The organism is Kocuria sp. MNB10 (assembly GCF_054073685.1).
The window spans coordinates 136,469-154,021 of sequence record NZ_CM133411.1 but is presented as its reverse complement, the minus strand read 5'-3'; the positions used below and the strand labels follow the sequence as shown (position 1 = coordinate 154,021).

Here is a 17,553-nt window from a genome sequence, read left to right as displayed (position 1 = left end):
GTCCCGGTCAGGAACCCGAGCGGGTCGGGGAGGCCTTGATGAGCGCGGCGATCTTGCGGGCGTCGTCGGAGGTGGGGCCGGGATCGCCGGGAAAGAGGATGTGGCGGTAGTATCGCAGCTCGTCGATCGAGTCCTCGATGTCTCCGAGCGCACGGTGATTGCCCGTCTTCTCGGGCGCCTGGAAGTACGCGCGCGGGTACCAGCGCCGCGCGAGCTCCTTAATCGTGGAGACGTCGATGACCCGGTAGTGCAGGTGATCCACGAGCTGCGGCATGTCCCGCGTGAGGAACGTCTTGTCCGTGCCCACGGAGTTACCACCCAGCGGCGCCTTGCCCGGTTCGGGGACCCATTTGCGGATGTAGTCCAGCACCGCGTCCTGCGCCTGCGCCATGTCCATGCCGTTCTCGAGCTCCGGCAGCAGCCCGGATGTCTCGTGCATGTTCCGCACGAAAGAAGACATCTGATCCAGCGCGGCCTGCGGGGGTTTGATGACCACGTCCACGCCACTGCCCAGCACGTTGAGCTCGTCGTCGGTCACGAGCGCGGCCACCTCGATCAACGCGTCATCGGACAGGGACAGCCCCGTCATCTCGCAGTCGATCCACACTATTTTCCGGTTTGCAGTCGTCACGCCCTCCAATCTATCGCGTCGTGTGGGCACCCCCGCGACGCCGCCTCGCCCCGGGCATCCGGTTGGCGTACGACGTCGCACGGTAGGATCACCCCGACGCCGCCCCCGCGCACCGCGCGCCGCGGCGGACGATTCCCAGACCCCTCATCTGCGGCCACCGCGGAAGCACCGGGAGGCCCGTAGTGCGCATCACGTCCAGGACGGAACGTCACCCGACGCCCCCCGGAACCGGACGGGACGCAGCCCCGGAGCGGGACGCGACGTCGTCGACGTCATTGACCCGCACCGTGGTGATGGGCTCGCTGGGCTCGCTCATGTTGCTGTTCGGCTCCCTGGGCGTGGGATGGCTCGCGAGCGTGTCCTCGCTGCGGCGCATCCCGCTGATCATGTGGATGCGCTTCGAGACCGTGGGCGTGGTGGTCTCGGTCGTGATGCTCGCCCTCGGAGCCATGCTCCTGGTGCGGCAGTGGCTGCGCCTGGGCCAGAAACTCAGACCGTGGGGACCGGAGAGCGCCCGCTGGGTGCTGATCTCGATCGCGGCGTGGGCGGCGCCCATGCTCGTGAGCATCCCGTTGTTCAGTCGGGATGTGTACTCGTACATCGGGCAGGGCCGCGTGATGGCGAACGGGTTGAACCCGTACGAGTCCGGGGTCTCCACGATCGACAACTTCTTCCAACTGGGCGCGGACCAGTTATGGGCGGAATCCCCGCCCCCGTACGGCCCGGTGTTCCTGTGGCTCGAACAGCTCGTGGTCCTCGTGACCGGTGCGGACCCGGACGCCTCCGTGCTGCTGTTTCGGGCCTTGTGCGTAGTGTCCGTGATCGCGTGCATGTGGGTCATCCCGCGCCTGGCCCGGCTGCACGGCGTCAATCCGCGGCGGGCCATGTGGCTATCGGTGGCCAATCCGCTGTTCCTCACGAACTTCGTGGTGGCCGCCCACAACGACGCGATCATGCTGGCCCTGGCCCTGATCGGGACCTACGTGGCGGCAATGCACCGCAACTGGAAGGGTGGGATCGCGGGCACGACCCTCGTGACCCTGTCTGTGGCGATCAAGCCCATCACACTGATCTTCCTGCCGTTCGTGGGCCTGCTCTGGGCCGGGCGCGGTGCGTCGTGGCCGCGCCGGTTCGCGATCTGGGCCCTCACGCTGGCCTACTCCGTGGCCCTGTTGGCGCTCATGGGATTCGTCAACGGCTTCGGTTTCGGGTGGGTCTCCGCGGTCTCCACACCGGGCACCGTGTACATCTGGTACGCGCCGATCGGACTGCTTGGGTTGTTCGCGCAGCTCGTGGGCAGCTCGTGGGGGTTCAACGGCTCCGCGTGGATGGACGCCGTGCACACGGCCGGGACGGTGCTCTCCGCCGCGGTGGTGGTCGTGCTGATGTTCGTGGGGCGGGATGCCAAACTGTTCCGCCGGCTCGCGTGGGCGCTCGCTGCGTTCGTGCTGCTGGCCCCCATCATCCAGGCATGGTACGTGGTGTGGCTCATCCCGTTGTTCGCAATCTCCGGGATCCGCGACGACTGGCAGGTGGACGTGCTGTTCTTTGTGACCGCGTTCTTCATGGTCTACGCCGTGGCGGACCAGCTGGACGTGTTCCCTTATCTGGACCTGAACCTCTTCGCGGCGCGGGTCATCGCCGCGCTCGTGGCCCTGACGTACGGCATCTACCTGTGGCTACTGGACCCGGCCACCCGACGTGTGGCGCGGCCCCCACGTGGCGAGCGGGCGACGTCGCCCGTGCTGTGACGCGAACGCGGCCCCGCTCACGAGGAGCGGGGCCGCGTTGGTGTGGAGCGGGGAATCAGACGCCGAAGTACATCTGGAACTCCAGCGGGTGGGGGACCACAGAGAGCGGCTTGAGCTCGACCTCACGCTTGTACTCGATCCAGGTCTCGATCAGGTCCTCGGTGAACACGTCACCGGCGAGCAGGAACTCGTGGTCCGCCTCGAGGGCCTCGAGCGCCTCGGACAGGGTGCCCGGGGCCTTCTTGATGTCCTTGGCCTCCTCCGGCGGCAGCTCGTAGAGGTCCTTGTCGATGGGGTCCGCCGGCTCGATGCGGTTGCGGATCCCGTCCAGCCCGGCCATCAGCTGCGCGGCGAACGCGAGGTACGGGTTGCACGAGGGGTCCGGCGCGCGGAACTCCAGGCGCTTGGCCTTGGGGTTGGTGCCCGTGATGGGGATCCGGATGCCCGCGGAGCGGTTGCCCTGCGAGTAGACCATGTTCACGGGGGCCTCGAAGCCCTTGACCAGGCGGCGGTAGGAGTTCACGGTGGGGTTGGTGAACGCGAGCACCGCGGAGGAGTGCTCCAGCAGGCCGCCGATGTACCAGCGCGCCACGTCCGACAGGCCCGCATAACCCTTCTCGTCGTAGAACAGCGGCTCCCCGCCCTTCCACAGCGACTGGTGGCAGTGCATCCCCGAGCCGTTGTCGTTGAAGACGGGCTTGGGCATGAACGTGACGGTCTTGCCGAACGAGTCCGCGGTGTTTTTGATCACGTACTTGAACTTGAGCAGGTCGTCCGCGGCGGCGGTCAGCGTGGAGAACTTGTAGTTGATCTCCGCCTGACCCGCGGCACCGACCTCGTGGTGGGAGCGCTCGACCTCAAGGCCCACCTCGTCCAGGGCCACGCACATGGCGTCGCGCAGGTCCGCCTGCTTGTCCACGGGGGACACGGGGAAGTAGCCGCCCTTCACGGAGGTCTTGTTCGCGAGGTTGCCGCCCTCTTCCTCACGGCCGCTGTTCCAGGAGGCTTCGTCCGAGTCGATCCGGTAGAAGGTGTGCTCGGGGGAGACCTGGAAGCGGGCGTCCTCGAAGACGAAGAACTCGGCTTCGGACGCGAAGTTCGCGGTGTCCGCGATACCGGTGGAGGCCAGGTACGCCTCGGCGCGCTCGGCTACACCGCGCGGGTCGCGGTGGTAGGGCTCGCCGGTACGCGGGTTCACGATCGAGCACGTGACCACGAGCGTCTTCTCGAGCCGGAAGGGGTCCACGAACGCGGACTGGGGGTCCGGGATCAGCTGCATATCGGACTCGGCGATGCCCTGGAAACCACGGATGGAGGAACCGTCGAACAACTGCCCGTCCGTGAAGAAGTCCTCGTCCACCGCCTTGGCCGGGAGGTTGAAGTGCTGCTGCACACCGGGCATGTCCGTGAAACGCAGATCGACGAACATGACCTCTTCGTCCTTGAGGAACGCGAGCACTTCTTCGGCTGATTGGAACATGGACCTGTTCTCCTTCTGTGTGGGCGTCCGATCGACGCCGCGGTGGCGGGGACCACCGCGGTCGTTCGGTTCTGATGTCCAGCGTAGGAACCTGGCGTTGCCCGTCCATGACACGAATGTTTCGTCCGTGTAACGCCCGGAGCGTGATGCACGGAGGGCTCGCCGACCGGTCAGTACGAGCCCCAGTCTACCGGCGGGTGCGCGCGCTCCCACGTCGGCCCGTTAGGGTGAAGTCATGATTTCTCGCCAGGACATGGGCTCGTGGCTCGACGGCGCCCCCCAGGGAAGCCAGCCCTACCCCGGTCGTCGTCTGGGTCGCCCCGCTGAGGGGCCGGGCTCGATCGCTCGCTTCCCTGCGCGCCTGGTGGCCCTGGTGATCGACTGGGTGCTTGCGGTGGTCCTCGCGGGGCTGTTCCTCGCGCAGTGGAACGGGTCGGGGCTGATGAACCTCGCGGTGTTCTTCGTGATCAGCGTGCTCATGGTCGGGTTCTTCGGGCGCACCCCGGGGCACTGGATCATGGGGTTGCAGGTCCAGACGATGAAGGGCCGCCCCGCCGGTTTCGGCAGAGCGGCCCTTCGCACGCTGCTGTTGTGTCTGGTGATCCCCGCGCTGATCGCGGACGAGGACCAACGGGGTCTGCACGATCGCGCGGTCGACACCGTCCTGGTGCGCGTGCGCTGATCAGCAGGATCGCCCCACGGTGCGTGGGCGCTGGTTCAGCGACCGCGCATGGACTTACGATCTGGGCGCGCACGCATGGGATCCACGCCCTTGGGGATCGGCAGCTTGTTCTGCAGGGTGTTCATCCGGCGGTGGACCACCTGAACTTCTTGCTTGGTGAGCTTGTTCTCCAGGCGCTTCATCTCCTTGGTGAGCTTGCTCAGGGGGATCTGGTTCTCGCCGTTGCCGGACTTGAGCACGTGGATGGGGACGTTCTGGATCACCGGGCCGATGCGGCGGCGCTCCTTCTTCACGAGCTTGTCCACGCGGTTGACCGGGCCCTCGGTGATGAACACGACACCGGGGCGGCCCACGGCGCGGAACAACAGGTCCTTGGACTTGGGATCCATCGCGGCGGGTTCCTCCTCCACGATCCACCCACGTTTGAGGGTGGACAGCGCGGCCCCCGCGGCACCGGGTTGTCCCTCAATGCGCGAGAATGCGGCTTTCTCGGCCCGCCGTGACAGCAGGATCACGGCGGCGAGCACCGCGAACGGGATGCCGATGAGCAACCACGTGATCCAGTTGCCGAGTAGCACACCGATGAGCAGGAACACGAGCAGCACGCCTAGGCCGAGCAGGATCATCCACCACAGGATGTTCGGCTCGCGCTCGCGAGTCATCTGGAAGACCTGCTTCATCTGCGCGAAGATGCCCGGGCCCTTGGCGGCCTTGCGCTGGCGCTTCTCCTCGCGCTTACGGTCGCGTTCGGCGGCCTTGGCCTTGGTGGACGTGGCTGGTGACACAGTTCTTCCTCGCACTCGCTGACACAGGGGATCTCCGCCATTCTATCCGCTGAGGCCCGACGACGCGGCGTCTCGTCCGTAGGGAAGCCCTCCCGGGTGCCGCGCGGCGCCCGGAACGGACGACGCCGCCCGGAAGCGGGCGGCGTCGTCCGCGGAGCGGTGTTGACGCGGGCGTCAGCCCAGGCGGGCCAACAGGGAGGAGGCTTCCTGGCTCGCGGAACCCGAGTCGTCGATGTGGGACAGGTGCTCGGGGATCTCGCGGCCCATCTTTTTCATGGCGCGTGCCCACAGCTTGCCGGCGCGGTAGCTGGAACGCACCATGGGCCCAGCCATCACGCCCAGGAAGCCGATCTCCTCGGCCTGCTTGGACAGCTCCACGAAGGTCTCGGGCTTGACCCACCGGTCGATGGGGTGGAACGTGGGCCCGGGGCGCAGGTACTGGGTGAGCGTGATGATGTCGCACCCGGCGTCGTGCAGGTCGCACAGGGCGTCGTAGACCTCGTCGTCGGTCTCGCCCATTCCCAGGATCAGGTTGGACTTCACGATCATCCCGTTCTCCTTGCCCTGCGTCAGCACGTCCAGGGAGCGTTCGTACGCGAACGCGGGACGGATCTGGCGGAAGATGCGGGGGACGGTCTCCAGGTTGTGCGCGAAGACCTCGGGCTGGGCGTCGATGACCTGCTGCAGGGCGTCCGGCTGACCCTTGAAGTCGGGGATCAGGATCTCCACACCCGTGCTCGGGTTCAGGGCGTGGATCGCGCGAATGGTCTCGGCGTTGAGCCATGCGCCGCCGTCCGCGAGGTCGTCACGGGCCACCGAGGTCACGGTCGCGTAGCGCAGTCCCAGGTCACGCACGGACTCGGCCACCTTGCGAGGCTCGGCGACGTCCACCATGCCCGGCTTGCCCGTGGCGATGTCGCAGAAGTCACAGCGGCGCGTGCACGTGTCCCCGCCGATCAGGAACGTGGCCTCACGGTCCTCCCAGCACTCGTAGATGTTGGGACACCCGGCTTCCTCGCACACCGTGTGCAGCCCGCGACCCCGGGCCATGGACTTCAGTTCCGTGAACTGGGGTCCCATCTTGGCGGTGTTCTTCAACCACGAGGGCTTCTTCTCGATGGGCACCTCGGCGTTGCGTGCCTCGACGCGCAGCAGTTTGCGGCCTTCGGGGGCGATGGTCATGAGTACTCCTCGCTGGTGGCGCTGGCGGGGCCCGGTCCACGCGGATGAGCGGTACGGGCCGTTCTCAGGGGTCTGTTCTCGACGATCCGCGATTCGTGCGGTGGCTGTGGCCCGGTCAGGACACCGCGGTGGGTGACGCGTCCCTCGCTCGGGAGTCACCCGTGTGCGGCAGTCGCACGGGCGGTGCCGGGACATCGGGTTCGAAGGCGACGCACAGGTCCGCCTCACGGGCCGCGAGTTCCTGCTCCATACGCTGCACAACGTCCGCCGGGTCGATCCGATTCCCGGTCTCCTGGCTGATCGAAGTCACGCCGGCGTCCGTGATCCCGCACGGGATGATCTTGCCGAACGGGCGCAGGTCGTTCGAGCAGTTCAAGGCGAAACCATGCATCGTCGCACGCTTGGAGACCTGCACACCGATCGCCGAGATCTTGCGATCGGGGCCCCGCTCGTCCGCGAGCACCCACGCGCCGGACCGGCCCTCCACGGTGGTCGCGGGCACGCCGAAGTCGCGGACCACGGCGATGATGACCTCTTCCAGGACACGCACGAAGCGCACCACGTCCAAGGGGATCGGCAAGCGCACGATGGGATACCCCACGAGCATCCCGGGGCCGTGGTAGGTCAGTTTCCCGCCCCGCCCGATCGGGACCACGTCCGTGCCGTCCCACGGGTACTCGTGCTTCTCGGTGCGGCGCCCGGCGGTGTAGACGGGTTCGTGTTCCACCATCAGCACCGTGTTGCCGCGGGTTCCGGCCACGACCTCGCCGTGGACCTCCCGCTGCAGGTCCAAGCACTCGCGGTAGTTCACGAAGTCCGGTGCCAGACCGATGCGTTCGAAGTGCAGAGCCATTCCGCCAGCCTATCCCTTCCGCCCGTCTGTGGATAACGCGAGCGGGCCTCCGTGTTTCACGGCACAGTGAGGTCATGAACGCAGAGCAGGAACCGGAGCAGCTCGAGGCGCCGTCCAGGGCCCGTGACGCATCCGCGCCGTCGCGTGGGCACAGCGCCCGGGACCGCGTGCGGGCCGTGCGCGCCGGTGAGCGGCGTCGTCACGGTCGCGAGGGACACGACGACGCCGCGGCCACCCCGGGTATGGCCCCCACCGCTAGTGCGGTATCCGCCGGCCATTCGGGACCCGTCCACCGTGTGCAGCCCGCCGACCGTGCGGAGTCGCCCGAGTCGATGAGCGATCCGGCCGCCGAGACGGTCGAGCGCGACGGTCTCGAACTCGTGGAGAAGCTCGGGGAGGGCGGTGGGTCCCGCACGTGGCTGGCCCGGGAACGCACGACCCATGAGAAGTACACCGTCACGTTCGTCGTGACCGAGGACCGCGAACACCGGCGGGCCGGCGAGGAGCAGATCGCCGCCCTCGTCGAGGCATGGGCGGAGTCACCGCATCCCGAGCTCGTGAGCGTGCGCGCGACCCTCGGCGGGGACGGCGTATCCCGGGCGCTCGTGGCGGACCACGTCCGCGGCAAGACCCTTGAGGACACCATGCGCGACCGGGGACGGCTGCGGCCTGAGGACACCGCGCCGGTTCTCGCGGCGGTCGCTCGTGTGCTTTCGCACCTGCACGAGCGCGGCTGGGTGCACGGGGACCTCGCGGCGCATCACGTCCTCCTCACACCGGACGGGCGCGCGCTCGTGGACGGCTACGGCGTTCCCGCGGGCAGCTCGGTGGGGCCCGTGCCATGGGGTGTCGCGGATCGGTCCGCGCACCCCGGGGTGGCGCTCGGCCCCGCGGAGGATGCATACACCGCGGTGCAGGACGTGCATGCCCTGGGCGTGCTGGGGTGGCTCGCGCTCACGGGCCGGCACCCCGGCCCCGAGTCGCACCGGGTGCCGTTGACGCTCATGTGTCCCGCCGCGCCGCGTCACCTCGTGCTGATGCTCGAAGCCGCCCTGGCTGACGACCCCGCCGCGCGCCCCTCCGCGCAGGAACTCGCCGCGGGTTTCTCGGCCTCCGCACCGCGGAGCAAACCGGTCGGCCGGCCACCCGAACGCATGACCCCGGAGGTCATCCGCGCGGACGGCACCGTGGCGCGGCCCCGCCGCCTCATGCCCCTGCGCCCCGTTCCCCGTCGGCTCGTTCCCCCGCGTCGGATTCGGATGAGTCCGGGCGGCGTCGCCGTGGCCGGGGTGGACACGTCCGTGCGGCGCAGGGCGTGGCTCACGGCCGCCGGAGTCCTGGGTGCAGCGGCCCTGGCGTGGGGATTCCTCGCGTGGGACGGTGGCGGGCCCGTCGCCAGGCCCGCCGAATCCGGTGCGACGTCGGCAGCCGAGGTGGGGACGGCGTCGTCGCCCCCGGATGCGGCCGCCGGGACACCCTCCGGAACGAGCTCGCAGTCGCCTGGGGCGACCCCCGTGCCGGACGCTGCGGGGGCGTCCAGGGAAGCTACCGAGCGATCGGCCACCGCGCCAGGAGAGACCATGCAGGACAAGGACGGTGAGGCGCGAAGGGCCGTCGAAGGCCTCGTGTCCGCCCGCGCGGCGGCGCTCGCGGCCGGGGACGAGACGGCCGTCGCGGAAGTGTACGTCGCGGATTCGGGACTCGCTGCGCGGGATCGGGACCTGATCCGGCGCGCGAAGGCCCAGGACACCGCGGGATCGGGATTAACGGCCTTGTCCGGTGTGAGCATGGACGTCGTCCGGTTGACCGAACAGCGGCCCCGCGCCGGGTCGGGTCTCACGCCCGCCGAGGCGGCCCGCACTCGCACCTACGACGCCGAGGTCCGGACGCGGGGCTGGCACGGCGAATTACCCTCGGGCTCCCACGTGACCCGGCAGGGGGACGAGGCCCTGCAGACCCTGCGGATCTCGGTGACCCAGACCCCGCGGGGGTGGCGGCTCGCCGACGTCACACCGGTCGAGGCCGCCCCGTGAGAGGCGGCCCATGACGGCCCCCGCGCAACGCGAAGCCCCTGTGCCGTCGCAATCTGAAGGGAACGCGCGGCACCGGGGCGTGCGGTGGGAACGGGGGACGTTCAGGGAAGCGGGTGGCTCACCAGAACACGGCGACGGCGGCATTGATCACGGCCAGACCGCCGACCGCGTGGGCCAGCCCGGTGGACACGGGCTCACCGCGCTTGGTCTTGCGCATCCCGATGAACGCCGCGACGGCCACGACGAGCAGGATGATCAGCTTGACGCCGATCTTCATGTGGTTGACCGCGAAACCGTCCTGCATCTCGCGGAAGACCACCATGACCAAACCGGTCAGCAGCATCACGATCGCGGCCCAGAACTGACCGGACGTGACGGTGGGGCGCTTCATGGTGAAGAGCCACGTGCCGATGATGACGGCTAGACCGAGGAAGTGGAGGAACAACATCAGGCTGAAGAGGAAAGACATGATTCGAGCCTATCGGAGCCCCGTCACACGAAACCGCCGGGATGCGTTCTGAGTGATCCAGAACACATCCCGGCGGCCGGGAAATCAACCGAACGGTTGACCGCGGTGGGTCACGGGGCAACCCTTACAGGCCGACCTCCGATTCGAACTGACCCGCTTCCAGGCGCTTCTTGAGCGTGCCCAGGAACCGGCCGGCGTCCGCGCCGTCCACGAGACGGTGGTCGTAGGTCAGGGACAAGTAGCACATGTGGCGGATGGCGATGGTGTCGTTGCCGTCCGCGTCCGTGAGCACCATGGGGCGCTTGACGATCGTGCCCGTGCCCAAGATGGCGACCTGCGGCTGGTTGATGATGGGCGTGTCGAACAGGGCACCGAAGGAACCGATGTTCGTGATGGTGAAGGTCCCACCGGTCAGCTGATCCGGGGAGATGGAACCGTCCTTGGCGGCGGCACCCACTTCCGCGATCTGCTTGGCCAGACCACCCAGGTTCAGGTCACCGGCGTTCTTGACGACCGGCACAAGCAACCCGCGGGGGGTGTCCACCGCGATCGCGATGTCCTCGGAGGCGTTGTAGACGATCTCCTTGGACTCTTCCTTGAACGTGGCGTTGAGCACGGGGTGCGCCTGCAATGCTTCGGCCACGGCCTTGGCGAAGAACGGCATGAACGTGAGCTTGGCGCCCTCGCGCTTCTGGAACTGGTCCTTGGCCTTCTGACGCAGCTGGGCCACGCGAGTCATGTCCACCTCGGTCACCTGCGTGAGCTGGGCGGAGACGTCCAGGGACTCGCGCATGCGCTTGGCGATGGTCATCCGGATGCGGGGGGCCTTCTCCGTGGTGCCGCGCTTGGCGTCCGGGGCGGGGGCGGAGGCCGGCTGGGCCTCGGAGCCCTGGCGGGACACGGCCGGTGCCATGTTGGCGCCGGTGTCCTGGACCTGGGGAGCCTCGGACTGCTTGGCGGCCTCCTCCGCGGCGGCGAGCACGTCCTGCTTGCGGATGCGCCCACCCACACCCGTGCCGGTGATCGTGGACAGGTCCACGTCCTTCTCACGGGCCAGCTTGCGCACTAGCGGGGTCACGTAGCCGGGGACGTCCTTGGTGCCGGAGTCCGAGGACTTGGCACCGGAATCGGAGGACGCACCGGACTCGGACTGCTTGGCGGGAGTGGGCTTCTCCTCGGAGCCGGAGCTCTTCTGGGGAGCCTTGGCCTCGGCGGCCTGTTCGGTGTTCTCACCGGAATCGGCTTCGGTCGCGGCGTCCTCGATCTGCTCGGCCTTGGTCTCACCCGACTCGTCGGAGGAACCGTTGTCGGAGTCGGAGTCGGAGTCGGAGTCGGAGTCACCGGAGCTGGCGGCGGACTCGTCGCCCACGATTGCCAGGACCTGGCCGACCTCGGCGTCCTCGTCCTCCTGGACCTTGATCTCCAGCAGGGTCCCGGCCACGGGGGAGGGGACCTCGGTGTCGACCTTGTCGGTGGAAACCTCCAGCAGGGGCTCGTCGACCTCGATCTGCTCGCCGACCTCCTTGAGCCAGCGGGTCACGGTGCCCTCGGTCACGGACTCACCCAGCGCGGGCAGGGTGACCTCCACGGAGTTGCCCGAGGACTGCTTGGTGTCGGCCTTGGGGGCCTGCTCGGTCTCGGTCTCCGCGGCCTGTTCGGTGTTCTCACCGGAATCGGCTTCGGTCGCGGCGTCCTCGACCTCCTCGGCGGAAGCGTCCGAGGAGTCAGCGGAAGCGTCCGAGGAGTCATCGGAACCCGAACCGGAGCCGTCACCGATGACGACCAGCGGGGCACCGACCTCCACGTCCTCGTCCTCCTCGACCAGGATCTTCTCGACGACGCCGGCCACGGGGGAGGGGACCTCGGTGTCGACCTTGTCGGTGGAGACCTCGAGTAAGGGCTCGTCCACGGCCACCTCGTCGCCCACCTGCTTCAACCAGCGGGTCACGGTTCCTTCGGTGACAGACTCGCCCAGCGCGGGCAGGTTAACGGTTTCAGACATTGTGTCGTCCGTCCCTCTCTAAAGATCGGAAAATGTGCAACGTGTCCCGGGTCCGTGCGGTCCCGGGGTGGTGAGGGGCCGGGTGCCCACCCCGTGGGGCGGGCACCCGGTGCAGTGGATCAGCCGTGCAGCGGAGTGCCGGCCAATGCCATTGCTGCCTCACCGATGGCCTCGTTCTGGGTGGGGTGGGCGTGGACGAATGCCGCCACGTCCTCGGGGTAGGCCTCCCAGTTCACCATGAGCTGGCCTTCACCGATCTGCTCACTGATGCGGGTCCCGATCGCGTGGAACCCCACGATGGGTCCGTCCTTCTCGCGCACCAGCTTGATGATGCCGCCGGTGCCCAGGATGGAACTCTTGCCGTTGCCAGCGAGGTTGTACTCGAAGGTCTCCACGTTGTCCTTGCCGAACTTCTCCTCCGCCTTGGGCTGGGAGTAGCCCACGGAGGCGATCTCGGGCTCGGTGAACGTGACCTTGGGGACGTTGATGTCCGGGACCACCACGGGGTTGAGCCCGGCGATCTCCTCGGCCACGAAGCGGCCCTGCTGGTAGCCGCGATGGGCGAGCTGCACGCCGGGGACGATGTCACCGATCGCGTAGATGTTGGCCACGCCCGTGTGCAGGCGCTCGTCGGGGGTCACGAAACCGCGGTCCATGGGGATGCCCTGGTCCTCGAAGCCCATGCCCTCGGTGTTGGGGCCGCGGCCCACGGCCACCAGCACGATCTCAGCCTCGAATTCCTTGCCGTCCGCGAGGGTGACCTTGGCGCCGTCGTCGTTCTGCTCGACCTTCTCGAAGAACGTGCCCAGGTTGTACTTGATGCCGCGCTTCTTGAACTCGCGCTCAGCGATCTTCACGATGGCCGGGTCCTCATTGGCCACGAGGTGGGGCAGACCCTCGATCACGGTCACGTCCACGCCGAAGGAGCGCCACATGGAGGCGAACTCGCAGCCGATCACGCCGCCGCCCAGCACGATCGCGGACTTGGGCACGAAGTCGATCTCGAGGGCCTCGGTGGAGGTCATCACGCGACCGCCGATCTCGATGCCCAGGGTCTTGGAGAAGGAACCAGTGGCCAGGATGATGTGCTCACCCGTGTAGGTGGTGCCGTCCACGTCGATGGTGTTGGGGCCGGTGAGCTTGCCGTTGCCCTGGATCACGTCCACCTTGCGCATCTTCATGAGCCCGGTGAGACCCTTGTACTTGCCCTGCACGACCTTGTTCTTGTACTCGCGCACGGCCGCCATGTCGATGGACTCGAGGGAGGCCTTGATGCCGTACTTCTCCGACTCCCGGGCGCCTTCGGCGAGTTCGGCCGAGTGCAGGTACGCCTTGGTGGGGATGCAACCCCAGTGCAGGCACGTACCGCCCAGCTTCTCCTTCTCGATCAGCGCCACGCTGTAACCCAGCTGCACCGCGCGCAGTGCGGCAGAGTACCCGGCGGATCCTCCGCCCAGGACCAGAATGTCGTATTGGTTGTCGGCCACGTTGGCTCCCTCGGGGTTCGAGTTCTTGGTTTCTGATGCCCGCCCGGGTCCCGATCCTGGGTGTGTGTGGGGCGGTCACGGTTGGGGTCCAGCCTAACGCCACCCCGGGGGGGCTCACCAGACATTGCATCCCGGTGGACCCCCGCAGCGTGGCGCACGATCGAGGGAAGCCTACTCGGCGAGGTCCTGGGCCACCGCGAGCATGGTGCGCACCCCGAAGCCGGTCCCCTCCTTGGGTGTGTACCCCCAGGGCTGCGACTCGTTGAAGGAGGGGCCCGCGATGTCGATGTGCGCCCACGGGATCCGCCGGCCACGCTGCTCGGGGACGAACTCCCGCAGGAACAGCCCGGCCACGAGCATCCCGCCGTACTTGTCGCCTATGTTCTTCAGGTCCGCCACGAACGAGTCGAGGGACGGACGCAGGTGCTCGGGCAGCGGCATGGGCCACGCGGGTTCGCCGGCGCGGGAGGCGGCGCGCACGACACGTTCGCGAGCGTCGTCGTCGCCCATGATGCCCGCGGTCCGCACGCCGAGCGCGGCCATCTGCGCGCCCGTCAGGGTCGCGATGTCGAGCAACAGGTCCGGGTTCTCCTGGCCCGCGGCCCACAGCCCGTCCGCGAGCACCAGGCGGCCCTCGGCGTCCGTGTTCAACACCTCCACGGTGTGACCGCTGAACATGCTCAACACGTCACCCGGACGGGTCGCGGAGCCGGAGGGCAGGTTTTCGGCGAGGCACAGCCAGCCCGTCACGGTCACGGGCAACTGGAGCGCAGCGGCCGCGAGGACGGTGCTGAGCACCGCGGCGGCACCGGCCATGTCCGACTTCATGGTCATCATCGAGGCCGGCGGCTTCAACGACAGGCCGCCGGAGTCGAACGTAATGCCCTTGCCCACGAGCGCGACGTGCTTCTTGGCGCGGGCCGGGGACCACTGCAGCTTGACCAGGCGCGGCCCGTTCACGGAGCCCCGCCCCACGCCCAGCAGGCCGCCGTAACCGCCGCGGGTCAGTTCCTTCTCGGCGAGCACCTCGACCGAGACCTTCGTGCCCTTCGCGGCGGTGGTCGCCACGGCCGCGACGAACTCGGGGGTCGCGGTGTCGGGGGAGAGGTCCACGAGGGTGCGCGTCAGACGCACGGCGCGCGCCACATGGGCGGCCCGGATGACGGCGTCCTTCGCGGTCTTGCCGAGGTTCTTGGGTACGACCACGGTCGCCGCGCTCAGCGGGGCGTCGGCCTCGGAGGCCGTGCGGGACTTCTGCGTGACGTAGTTGAACGCGCCCAGCCCGATCCCCTCGGCCACGGCCTGGGCCTCGGTCTCGGAGGCCACGGGCAGCGCGAACACGGCGGTTTCGGCCGCCCCGCGCAGGGTCCGCGCCGCAGCACCGGCCGCTTGGCGCAGGTTCTCGCCACGCTCGTCGTCCTCACCACGGCCCAGTCCCGTGAACACGACGGACCGCGCGTCCACCTCGTCCGGGGCGGGCACCACGAGCACGCGGTCGAGCCCGCCGGAGACCCGGGCCCGTTCGGCGAGCTCCGTCAGACGACGCCGCACGCCCGCCTTGACGTCGCTCGGTACCGCGAGCTCGCCGTCGTGGCGTACCCCCAGCACGAGGGCGTCTGCGGAGGTGCCCAGGGGCTTGGTGCTGGTCTCGAGGCGTACCTCGTGGGTGGCCAGGATGTCCTGCGGTGTGGTCACTGTCGTGTCCTTTCACGGGTGGCTGACGACGATGCGGCGCGGTACGGATGGCCGCGACGTGCGCGGCGTTCGTGTGGCGCGCACGACTCCGATCCTAGCCAGCACAGCCCCGGGGAAGCGGGGAATAGGCGGGGTCGCTCCGGGCGTTCCCTTCTCACGAGCGTCGGCGCCCCTGTGCCGCGCCCATGATTCAACGAGGAGGAAGTGTGCTGGATCCCACGGCCCTGTATCTGGGGAATCCCGCGTTGCTGGGAGACGAGCGATTGCGTGGGCTGCCCATGATCGTGGCGCTGTCCGGATACGTGGAAGCCGGCCACCTGGCCGGTCAGATCGAGGCCGTCATCCTCGACTCCATGCCGAGCGAGACCGTGGTCCGTTTCGACCTGGACCAGCTCTACGACTACCGCTCCCGGCGCCCCCACGTGAAGTTCTCGGAGGACCACTTCGAGGACTTCGAGGCGCCCGAGCTGAACCTGCATGTGGTCACCGACGGGCTGGACCGGCACTTCTTGTTGCTCACCGGACCCGAGCCTGACACCCAGTGGGAGCGGTTCAGCTCCGCCGTGGTGGGGCTCGCGCAACGACTGCGGGTGAGTCTCGTGGCGCTCGTGGGAGGGATCCCCATGCCCGTGCCGCACACGCGGCCCATCCTGGTGACCGCCCATGGTCCGCGTGCGGATCTGCTGCCCCGGATCGACGGCAACAAGCCAACGTTCGAGGTCAGCGCATCCGCCTCGCACCTGCTCGAACTGCGATTGCAGGAGGGTGGGATCGATCACGTGGGGTTGTCCGTGCACGTGCCGCAGTACCTCGCGGAGTCCTACCTTCCGCAGGCGGCCGTCGCGGCCCTCGAGTATCTCAGTGCCGTGACCGGGCGCACTCTGCCCACGGACGAGCTGCGGGAGGCCTCCCGGGACGTGATCCGTCAGATCGACGCGCAGGCGAACTCCTCGCCCGAGGTCCAGGGTGTCATCCAGAACATGGAACGGCGATACGATGACGTGGTGGACGCGTCCGCCCGTCGTTCGATTCTCGCCGGGCCCGACGACGCCGACCTGCCCGACGCCGACGACCTCGGTGCCGCCGCGGAGGCGTTCTTGGCCGCGCAGAGCGACCCGGAGGACCACCGAGAGTAGGGCCCCGCACCCGGTATGCACGGGCCTCCGTCGCCGAGCCCGTGGGAGGCCCATCCGCATGCCCGAACCGGTTGCACCCCGTCCGTCCCGGTACAAGGACTCACCCACCGCATGGTTGATTTTCGCGGTGGGTGTTTTCGCGTACTTCTCCGCGGTCGCGCAGCGCACGAGTTTCGGCGTGGCCACGGTGGAGGCCGCCGACCGGTTCCAGACCGCGGCCTCGGGGTTGTCCCTGTTCTCCATGATGCAGGTGCTCGTCTATGCGGCACTACAGGTGCCCGTGGGGGTGCTCGTGGACCGGTTCGGCCCGCGCATCCTCATCACCGTGGGGGCCGTGGCCATGGCGGCGGGACAACTGCAATTGGCCGCGGCGCAGTCCGTGGCCGAGGGCGTGGTGGGTCGCATCCTCGTGGGCGCCGGCGACGCCGCCACGTTCGTGTGCGTCATGCGCTTGCTCCCCGTGTGGTTCTCCGCGCTGAAGGTACCCATGCTCACCCAGGTCGTGGGCATGACGGGCAACCTGGGCCAGCTCTTCTCCGTGATCCCGTTCGCGGCGTTGCTCCACGTGGTCGGCTGGGTGCCGTCCTTCGCGGTCATGGCGGCGATCGCCCTGCTCGCCGCGGTGCTCTCCGGCCTGTTCCTGCGCAGCAACCCGCCGGGCGCGCGTGAGCTCAACGACGCGATCTCCTTGGCGACCGTGCGCACCTCCATGGGGCAGGCCATCAAGGAACCGGGGACCCAGCTGGGCTTCTGGGTCCACTTCACCGTGCAGTTCGTGGGCAACACGTTCGCCCTCATGTGGGCGTACCCGTACCTGCAGAACGCACAGGGGCTGGACCCCACGCAGGCCTCCGCCGTGATGACCGTGTACGTGGTGTTCAACGTGGCGGTGGCGCCGGTGATCGGCAAACTCAGTGCGCGCTTCGCGCGCCGGCGCTCCACACTGTCCCTGGCATGCGTGCTCGTGAGCTGGGCCGGGTGGACGGCACTGCTCGTCTGGCCGGGCCACGCCCCCGCCGTGGTCGTCTACGTGGCCGTGTGCATGATCGCTCTGTCCCTGCCCGCGTCCATGCTGGCGTTCGACATCGTGCGCTCCTTCAACCCGCCGCAGCGCAACGGCACCGCCACGGGACTCGCCAACGTGGGCGGGTTCGCGGCGTCCCTGCTCGCGATCTACGTCACGGGGCTCGTGCTCGACCTGCTGTTCGGCGCCGGGATCACACCCACGCTGTACGACGCCGATGCGTTCCGTCCCGCGATCGCCGCCCAGGCCCTCGTGGCCCTCGTGGGCACGGTCGCGATCCTTCGCTGCACACGCAAGGTGCGCCGGGTGCACGGCCCCGATTCCGTCTGACCCCTGGGTGAGT

At 68.6% G+C, this 17,553-nt stretch carries 14 protein-coding genes; 5 read left to right on the top strand and 9 right to left on the bottom strand.

Annotated features, from left to right (window positions below; genetic code table 11):
• Nucleotides 1–7: 7 nt before the first annotated feature.
• Entirely contained in the window at nucleotides 8–631 is a 624-nt protein-coding gene (gene orn / locus ACW9PK_RS00635; RefSeq protein ID WP_094067060.1) for an oligoribonuclease, read from the bottom strand.
• A gap of 275 nt (nucleotides 632–906) precedes the next feature.
• Here orn and mptB point away from each other — a divergent pair, with 275 nt between their 5' ends.
• Nucleotides 907–2,382 carry a polyprenol phosphomannose-dependent alpha 1,6 mannosyltransferase MptB gene (mptB, locus tag ACW9PK_RS00630; protein ID WP_253270453.1) on the top strand — a complete coding sequence of 492 codons (1,476 nt, stop codon included), beginning with the start codon at nucleotides 907–909 and terminating at the stop codon, nucleotides 2,380–2,382.
• Between the two features lie 55 nt (nucleotides 2,383–2,437).
• Here mptB and glnA read toward each other — a convergent pair whose 3' ends face one another.
• Nucleotides 2,438–3,862: a type I glutamate--ammonia ligase gene (glnA, locus tag ACW9PK_RS00625; RefSeq protein ID WP_085105940.1), complete on the bottom strand. Its 1,425-nt coding sequence runs from the start codon at nucleotides 3,860–3,862 to the stop codon at nucleotides 2,438–2,440.
• Between the two features lie 235 nt (nucleotides 3,863–4,097).
• Here glnA and ACW9PK_RS00620 point away from each other — a divergent pair, with 235 nt between their 5' ends.
• Entirely contained in the window at nucleotides 4,098–4,544 is a 447-nt protein-coding gene (locus ACW9PK_RS00620) for an RDD family protein (protein WP_064845162.1), read from the top strand.
• 35 nt (nucleotides 4,545–4,579) lie between these two features.
• Here the strand turns inward: ACW9PK_RS00620 and ACW9PK_RS00615 are convergent, their stop codons facing one another.
• The 3 genes from ACW9PK_RS00615 to lipB form a co-directional block, all read right to left on the bottom strand.
• On the bottom strand, nucleotides 4,580–5,329 hold the full coding sequence (locus ACW9PK_RS00615; protein ID WP_035961354.1) for a DUF4191 domain-containing protein: 750 nt from the start codon (nucleotides 5,327–5,329) through the stop codon (nucleotides 4,580–4,582).
• 174 nt (nucleotides 5,330–5,503) lie between these two features.
• Nucleotides 5,504–6,511 carry a lipoyl synthase gene (lipA, locus tag ACW9PK_RS00610; RefSeq protein ID WP_085105942.1) on the bottom strand — a complete coding sequence of 336 codons (1,008 nt, stop codon included), beginning with the start codon at nucleotides 6,509–6,511 and terminating at the stop codon, nucleotides 5,504–5,506.
• A 115-nt stretch (nucleotides 6,512–6,626) separates the two neighbouring features.
• Nucleotides 6,627–7,364 (bottom strand): lipoyl(octanoyl) transferase LipB, encoded by a 738-nt coding sequence (lipB, locus tag ACW9PK_RS00605; RefSeq protein ID WP_098054537.1) that lies wholly within the window; start codon nucleotides 7,362–7,364, stop codon nucleotides 6,627–6,629.
• Nucleotides 7,365–7,438: 74 nt separating this feature from the next.
• On the opposite strand from lipB, the gene ACW9PK_RS00600 reads away from it, so the two are divergent.
• Nucleotides 7,439–9,397 carry a serine/threonine protein kinase gene (locus tag ACW9PK_RS00600; protein ID WP_457016229.1) on the top strand — a complete coding sequence of 653 codons (1,959 nt, stop codon included), beginning with the start codon at nucleotides 7,439–7,441 and terminating at the stop codon, nucleotides 9,395–9,397.
• 118 nt (nucleotides 9,398–9,515) lie between these two features.
• Here ACW9PK_RS00600 and ACW9PK_RS00595 read toward each other — a convergent pair whose 3' ends face one another.
• The 4 genes from ACW9PK_RS00595 to ACW9PK_RS00580 form a co-directional block, all read right to left on the bottom strand.
• Nucleotides 9,516–9,866 carry a hypothetical protein gene (locus ACW9PK_RS00595; protein ID WP_035961358.1) on the bottom strand — a complete coding sequence of 117 codons (351 nt, stop codon included), beginning with the start codon at nucleotides 9,864–9,866 and terminating at the stop codon, nucleotides 9,516–9,518.
• Nucleotides 9,867–9,990: 124 nt separating this feature from the next.
• Nucleotides 9,991–11,868, bottom strand: a complete 1,878-nt coding sequence (gene sucB / locus ACW9PK_RS00590) for a 2-oxoglutarate dehydrogenase, E2 component, dihydrolipoamide succinyltransferase (RefSeq protein ID WP_457016228.1) — start codon at nucleotides 11,866–11,868, stop codon at nucleotides 9,991–9,993.
• Between the two features lie 119 nt (nucleotides 11,869–11,987).
• Nucleotides 11,988–13,355: a dihydrolipoyl dehydrogenase gene (lpdA, locus tag ACW9PK_RS00585; RefSeq protein WP_064845175.1), complete on the bottom strand. Its 1,368-nt coding sequence runs from the start codon at nucleotides 13,353–13,355 to the stop codon at nucleotides 11,988–11,990.
• 171 nt (nucleotides 13,356–13,526) lie between these two features.
• Nucleotides 13,527–15,050 (bottom strand): leucyl aminopeptidase, encoded by a 1,524-nt coding sequence (locus tag ACW9PK_RS00580; protein WP_457016227.1) that lies wholly within the window; start codon nucleotides 15,048–15,050, stop codon nucleotides 13,527–13,529.
• Nucleotides 15,051–15,256: 206 nt separating this feature from the next.
• On the opposite strand from ACW9PK_RS00580, the gene ACW9PK_RS00575 reads away from it, so the two are divergent.
• Nucleotides 15,257–16,186: a proteasome assembly chaperone family protein gene (locus ACW9PK_RS00575; protein WP_179861265.1), complete on the top strand. Its 930-nt coding sequence runs from the start codon at nucleotides 15,257–15,259 to the stop codon at nucleotides 16,184–16,186.
• A 58-nt stretch (nucleotides 16,187–16,244) separates the two neighbouring features.
• Nucleotides 16,245–17,540 carry an MFS transporter gene (locus tag ACW9PK_RS00570; protein WP_064845178.1) on the top strand — a complete coding sequence of 432 codons (1,296 nt, stop codon included), beginning with the start codon at nucleotides 16,245–16,247 and terminating at the stop codon, nucleotides 17,538–17,540.
• Nucleotides 17,541–17,553: the final 13 nt, after the last annotated feature.